Genomic DNA, 3231 nt, shown 5'->3' with positions numbered 1-3231 from the left:
TTTATCTTTTGAGCAACGGCTGCAAGTGGCGCTCGCTTCCGCCGCAGTACGGCGATTACCGCCTGGTATGGTACTACCTGAACAAGTGGGCCCGCTACGGACTGCTGGACCGGGCGCTATACCTGGTGGGCATTCAGCTGCGGCGCCGGCAAGGCAGAAGCGGCGAGCCTTCGATGCTGCTCATTGATGCCCAGTCGGTAAAAACCGTGGCCGGCACAGGCGACGAGGTGGGTTATGATGCGGGCAAAAAGGTAAAGGGAAGAAAGCGCCACCTGGCTGTGGACACCCAGGGCACCGTCATTGCCGCCGGCGTTACTTCCGCTTTTGTTCATGACAAGACCGGGGCGCGCGTGCTGCGCGATGATGTGGAGGACCGCCCTTCGGTGCGCACTATTGTCGCCGACGGCGGCTACGACGGACCACCGGCTTTTACCGCAGGAGGCAGGATCCGGTGGGTGCTCATTCAGCGCAGACACTCCAACCGCTTCTCCCCCCTTCCTGTCAGATGGGTGGTGGAAAGAACCTTCTCCTGGTTGATCAATTACCGAAGACTCGCCAAGGACTATGAAAAAACTATCGTTATGTCCCGCGCCATGCTCCTGATGAGCGCCATCCACATAACCCTCAAAAAACTAATGACTTAAATTTAGACAGCCTCTTAGTGTTCCCGAGGCGTCCAGCGCCAGCACCAGCCGCGCCGGACCCGGGCCTACACGCAAGGTTTTTTTCCCGGGCAAAAAGTTGACGGAGCTGGCGCCGATCTCCCAGATACCGGCGGAAACGTCGAAGCGGGCGATGCCGTTGCTGTCGGCCACCAGGTGGACGTTCCGGCTGCTGTCGGAAAAATCGCGTGCCTGTACGGAAGCAAAGGGAATCGGCTTTTTACCGGCGTCGGTTACCGACACCGTGAGGGTCACCTGCGCAAAGAGAGGTGCAGCGCAGGTAAGGATGAGGCTGAGCAGCAGCAGCCGGCGGATCGTTTGGCTCATGAAGGGCAAAGGTACCGGCGCGCGCGCCAACGCCGGCTTTTAACAGGTTGTTGAAGTCCAGGAAGGGCATGAAAAAAGCCGTGAACATTCACGGCTAAAGCATTGATGGTTCCTGAACAGGAGCGGATTCGATGCGGGAAGTTAGTTTGGTTACGACCCCGTTACAGGCAACGGAACGTTAGTTTGGTTGCGACCCCATTGGTCAGATTCGATTGTCATAGCAGCAATGACACTATGAAAATACACTTACCAACCGTCCTTTTCACGGTTCCTTAGGCTAAACCCGTCCCGCGCTCGGCCAACCGGGGAAAAATCCCGTTAAGGCTTTCTTAATGGATCGCACTCTTGAGGTAGCTTTCAATTGCCGGGCAGGGAAGCAGGAAAGGCTTTTCCGTTATCAGCACCTGGAGCTCACTTCCGGCCACCGTATAGTTGCCGGCAATGACGTTTCCGAACACCGTTACGCTGAACTGGCCGGCATTCGTATCGCCTGTAAACGTTCCGCCCTGGCTTTGTACAGCTTTACGGGCTTTGTCGAGGGCAGCCTGCGGCTCGCCACTCATGGGGAGGGAGAATTGACATGACATGCGTTAAAAGTAAGCCAGTTTCCAGTTTGCAGTTTATAGTTTATCGTTTACCGGTGAACGCAAAGGGAAGTAATCGCAAGCCGGGCTGAGTAAAAGTCTTCAAACCTAAAAAAACTACAAACCGTAAACTGTAAACTCCGCTAAATGTCCTGCTCATCAATGGCCCGGTCCTCTTGCCGGTCCGGATCGGCGTCGACGGATTGCTTGCCTTTTTGGGTCTGCTGGGTAAACTGCACATTGTCCTGGCTTGGCTCTTCACCTGGCGCCTTGTCAACTCCCTCGGGGCCATGGCCCCTGTTGGCGAGCTTGTCGGGCTGCTCCTGCCCATTGATTCCTTTGCGATTCGTATCCATAGGTTTCTTTTTAAACGGTGGTATTCTGATCGTTGTCGGTTTCGTCGCGGCCCGTCAGCCGGCCGGCGCGGATCTCGTGCTGGTCGTCGCGGTTCACGTCGATCGTGCGGTCTTGCCGGGGATCTACCGACTGGTCGTGGCGATGTTCCGCCTCGGTTTGCAGCGTGCTGTTGCTGGTGAGATAGATCGGCGTCTCATCCGAATGCTGTTGTTGCTGGTTGCCGGAGCGCTCCTGCGGCTCCTGGTCGCGGCCCTCGGGCGGCGTACCGCCGCGCTTGTTATCTTCCTGCATAAAATTTCGTTTGGGGCATCTGCGCCAATCCTGTGCCACGGAGCGGCCGGTGCCCGAATCTTTCCTAAGTTTAGGTCCTCATGGCCCGCATCCGCTTTACGACTCAACTCGAACGCTTCGGCCAGCTCGGTGAAAAAACGGGCTGGACCTACATCGCCCTGGCCGCTGACCTGGCAGAGGAATTGAACCCCGGCTGCCGTAGCTCCTACCGCGTCAAAGGCCGTATCGACAAAATGCCGGTCAAGGGCGTAGCGCTGGTGCCCATGGGCGAGGGCGCTTTTATCCTGGCCGTTAACGCGGCGATGCGCAAGGAGCTGAAAAAGGAACGCGGCGCGGCTGTGAGCGTGGAGCTGTCGGTAGACACCGACGCCTTCGAAGTGCCCGCCGACATCAACGAATGCCTGGCCGACGAGCCGGCGGCTGCCGCTTTTTTCCGGGCGCTCACGCCGGGCCACCAACGCTATTTCGTGCGCTGGGTGGACAGCGCCAAAACGGAGCCGACACGCGCCAAACGCATTGCCCAGATGGTGGACGGACTGGCACGGGGCTGGAGCTATGGCGAGATGATCCGCGCCGCCAGGGCCAAAAAAGAAAAGGAGGATTACTGATGCGAACAGTATTTCTACGGATCACCGGGAAGGTGCAGGGCGTTTTTTACCGCGCCACGGCCCAGGAGATGGCGGAGGAACTGGGCCTGCGCGGCTGGGTGCGTAATTGCCCCGACGGCGCCGTGGAAGCGCTCGCCGCTGGCCCTGCGGAAAAAATCGACTCGTTTATTGCATGGTGCCGCCGCGGCCCCGAAAAGGCCGTCGTCGAAAACGTGGCCGTCAGCGAATCCGCCGAGCCCGTGACGGAACCAGGGTTTAAAGTCCGGCGCCAGCGGTAAAGCAGGCTTCAGGAGACGCACCTGGTTTCCGCGAGACGCAGCTGGTTTTCCGCGAGACGCAGCTGGTTTTCCGCGAGACGCAGCTGGTTTTCCGCGAGACGCAGCTGGTTTTCCGCGAGACGCA

At 58.6% G+C, this 3231-nt stretch carries 7 protein-coding genes; 3 read left to right on the top strand and 4 right to left on the bottom strand.

The features are described 5' to 3' along the window. Positions 1–644, top strand: a 644-nt coding sequence (locus E0486_RS18345) for an IS5 family transposase (protein WP_131853817.1), incomplete at its 5' end; no start/stop codon positions are given. Here the strand turns inward: E0486_RS18345 and E0486_RS18340 are convergent. The 4 genes from E0486_RS18340 to E0486_RS18325 all read right to left on the bottom strand — a co-directional run bounded on the left by E0486_RS18340 (position 633) and on the right by E0486_RS18325 (position 2221). Next, entirely contained in the window at positions 633–989 is a 357-nt protein-coding gene (locus E0486_RS18340; RefSeq protein ID WP_131854493.1) for a carboxypeptidase-like regulatory domain-containing protein, read from the bottom strand. The two genes, E0486_RS18345 and E0486_RS18340, sit on opposite strands and share 12 nt — an antisense overlap. A 329-nt stretch (positions 990–1318) precedes the next feature. Then, the gene (locus E0486_RS18335) at positions 1319–1576 is read right to left on the bottom strand and encodes a hypothetical protein (RefSeq protein ID WP_131854490.1); all 258 of its coding nucleotides are present in this window, start codon (positions 1574–1576) and stop codon (positions 1319–1321) included. Between the two features lie 140 nt (positions 1577–1716). After that, the gene (locus E0486_RS18330) at positions 1717–1929 is read right to left on the bottom strand and encodes a hypothetical protein (RefSeq protein WP_131854488.1); all 213 of its coding nucleotides are present in this window, start codon (positions 1927–1929) and stop codon (positions 1717–1719) included. 10 nt (positions 1930–1939) lie between these two features. Further along, complete coding sequence (locus E0486_RS18325) at positions 1940–2221, bottom strand: hypothetical protein (protein WP_131854486.1); 282 nt, start codon at positions 2219–2221, stop codon at positions 1940–1942. An 80-nt stretch (positions 2222–2301) separates the two neighbouring features. On the opposite strand from E0486_RS18325, the gene E0486_RS18320 reads away from it, so the two are divergent. Both E0486_RS18320 and E0486_RS18315 read left to right on the top strand, forming a co-directional pair. After that, the gene (locus E0486_RS18320) at positions 2302–2829 is read left to right on the top strand and encodes a YdeI/OmpD-associated family protein (RefSeq protein WP_131854484.1); all 528 of its coding nucleotides are present in this window, start codon (positions 2302–2304) and stop codon (positions 2827–2829) included. Continuing rightward, on the top strand, positions 2829–3107 hold the full coding sequence (locus E0486_RS18315; protein ID WP_131854482.1) for an acylphosphatase: 279 nt from the start codon (positions 2829–2831) through the stop codon (positions 3105–3107). The genes E0486_RS18320 and E0486_RS18315 overlap by 1 nt, the downstream gene beginning before the upstream one ends. Positions 3108–3231: the final 124 nt, after the last annotated feature.

The sequence above is a fragment of the Flaviaesturariibacter aridisoli genome (genome assembly GCF_004343705.1).
In the GTDB taxonomy this organism is placed as follows: domain Bacteria; phylum Bacteroidota; class Bacteroidia; order Chitinophagales; family Chitinophagaceae; genus Flavisolibacter; species Flavisolibacter aridisoli.
The sequence above is the reverse complement of the archived record's forward strand: the minus strand, read 5'-3'. Positions and strand labels throughout refer to the sequence as shown.

Coding starts and splice junctions, on each gene's coding strand:
- E0486_RS18340 (WP_131854493.1), bottom strand. CDS start 989: ATGAGCCAAACGATCCGCCGGCTGCTGCTGCTCAGCCTCATCCTTACC.
- E0486_RS18335 (WP_131854490.1), bottom strand. CDS start 1,576: ATGTCATGTCAATTCTCCCTCCCCATGAGTGGCGAGCCGCAGGCTGCC.
- E0486_RS18330 (WP_131854488.1), bottom strand. CDS start 1,929: ATGGATACGAATCGCAAAGGAATCAATGGGCAGGAGCAGCCCGACAAG.
- E0486_RS18325 (WP_131854486.1), bottom strand. CDS start 2,221: ATGCAGGAAGATAACAAGCGCGGCGGTACGCCGCCCGAGGGCCGCGAC.
- E0486_RS18320 (WP_131854484.1), top strand. CDS start 2,302: ATGGCCCGCATCCGCTTTACGACTCAACTCGAACGCTTCGGCCAGCTC.
- E0486_RS18315 (WP_131854482.1), top strand. CDS start 2,829: ATGCGAACAGTATTTCTACGGATCACCGGGAAGGTGCAGGGCGTTTTT.